General features: G+C 63.7%; 1 protein-coding gene. It reads right to left on the bottom strand.

Going from position 1 to position 402, the window contains the following annotated elements; all coding sequences use genetic code 11:
• Positions 1-370, bottom strand: a 370-nt coding sequence (locus ACR6JA_RS23300) for a hypothetical protein (RefSeq protein WP_494599914.1), incomplete at its 3' end; no start/stop codon positions are given.
• Positions 371-402 lie beyond the last annotated feature (32 nt).

A 402-nucleotide genomic window follows, 5' to 3' on the forward strand; every position in this document is an offset into this window, starting at 1 on the left:
GCACGCCAAGCTGCTCCAGAGCGCCTTCCAGGCGCCTCAGGAACAGCTTCGGCTCACACTCCTGTCCGTGCACCAGAACCGTTTGCACTTGGCCGATCGCGCCATCTTCTCGGTTCCATTGCGCCTTCAGCCCGGCCGTCGGGTGACGGCTGGACTCGTCCTGAACGCCCATCTCAATGCGCACACACGGATCGCTCTCATCAGCGTCCGCACACAACGAGAACGACACGTAGCTGTCGTCGTTCTCGTAGGTACGTTCGACCTCGGACCAATCATCCTCAGCGGCATCGAAGGCCAGCGCCACGACGATTCGCACAAGCTGCTTGATCGGGGCCTGGGTGCCCAGGCCACGATCCAGGTCAGGGCTCATAACCGGGTTCCTCGCGCGACTCGGGCGCGGCG

This window comes from Cedecea sp. B1(4) (assembly GCF_059414925.1).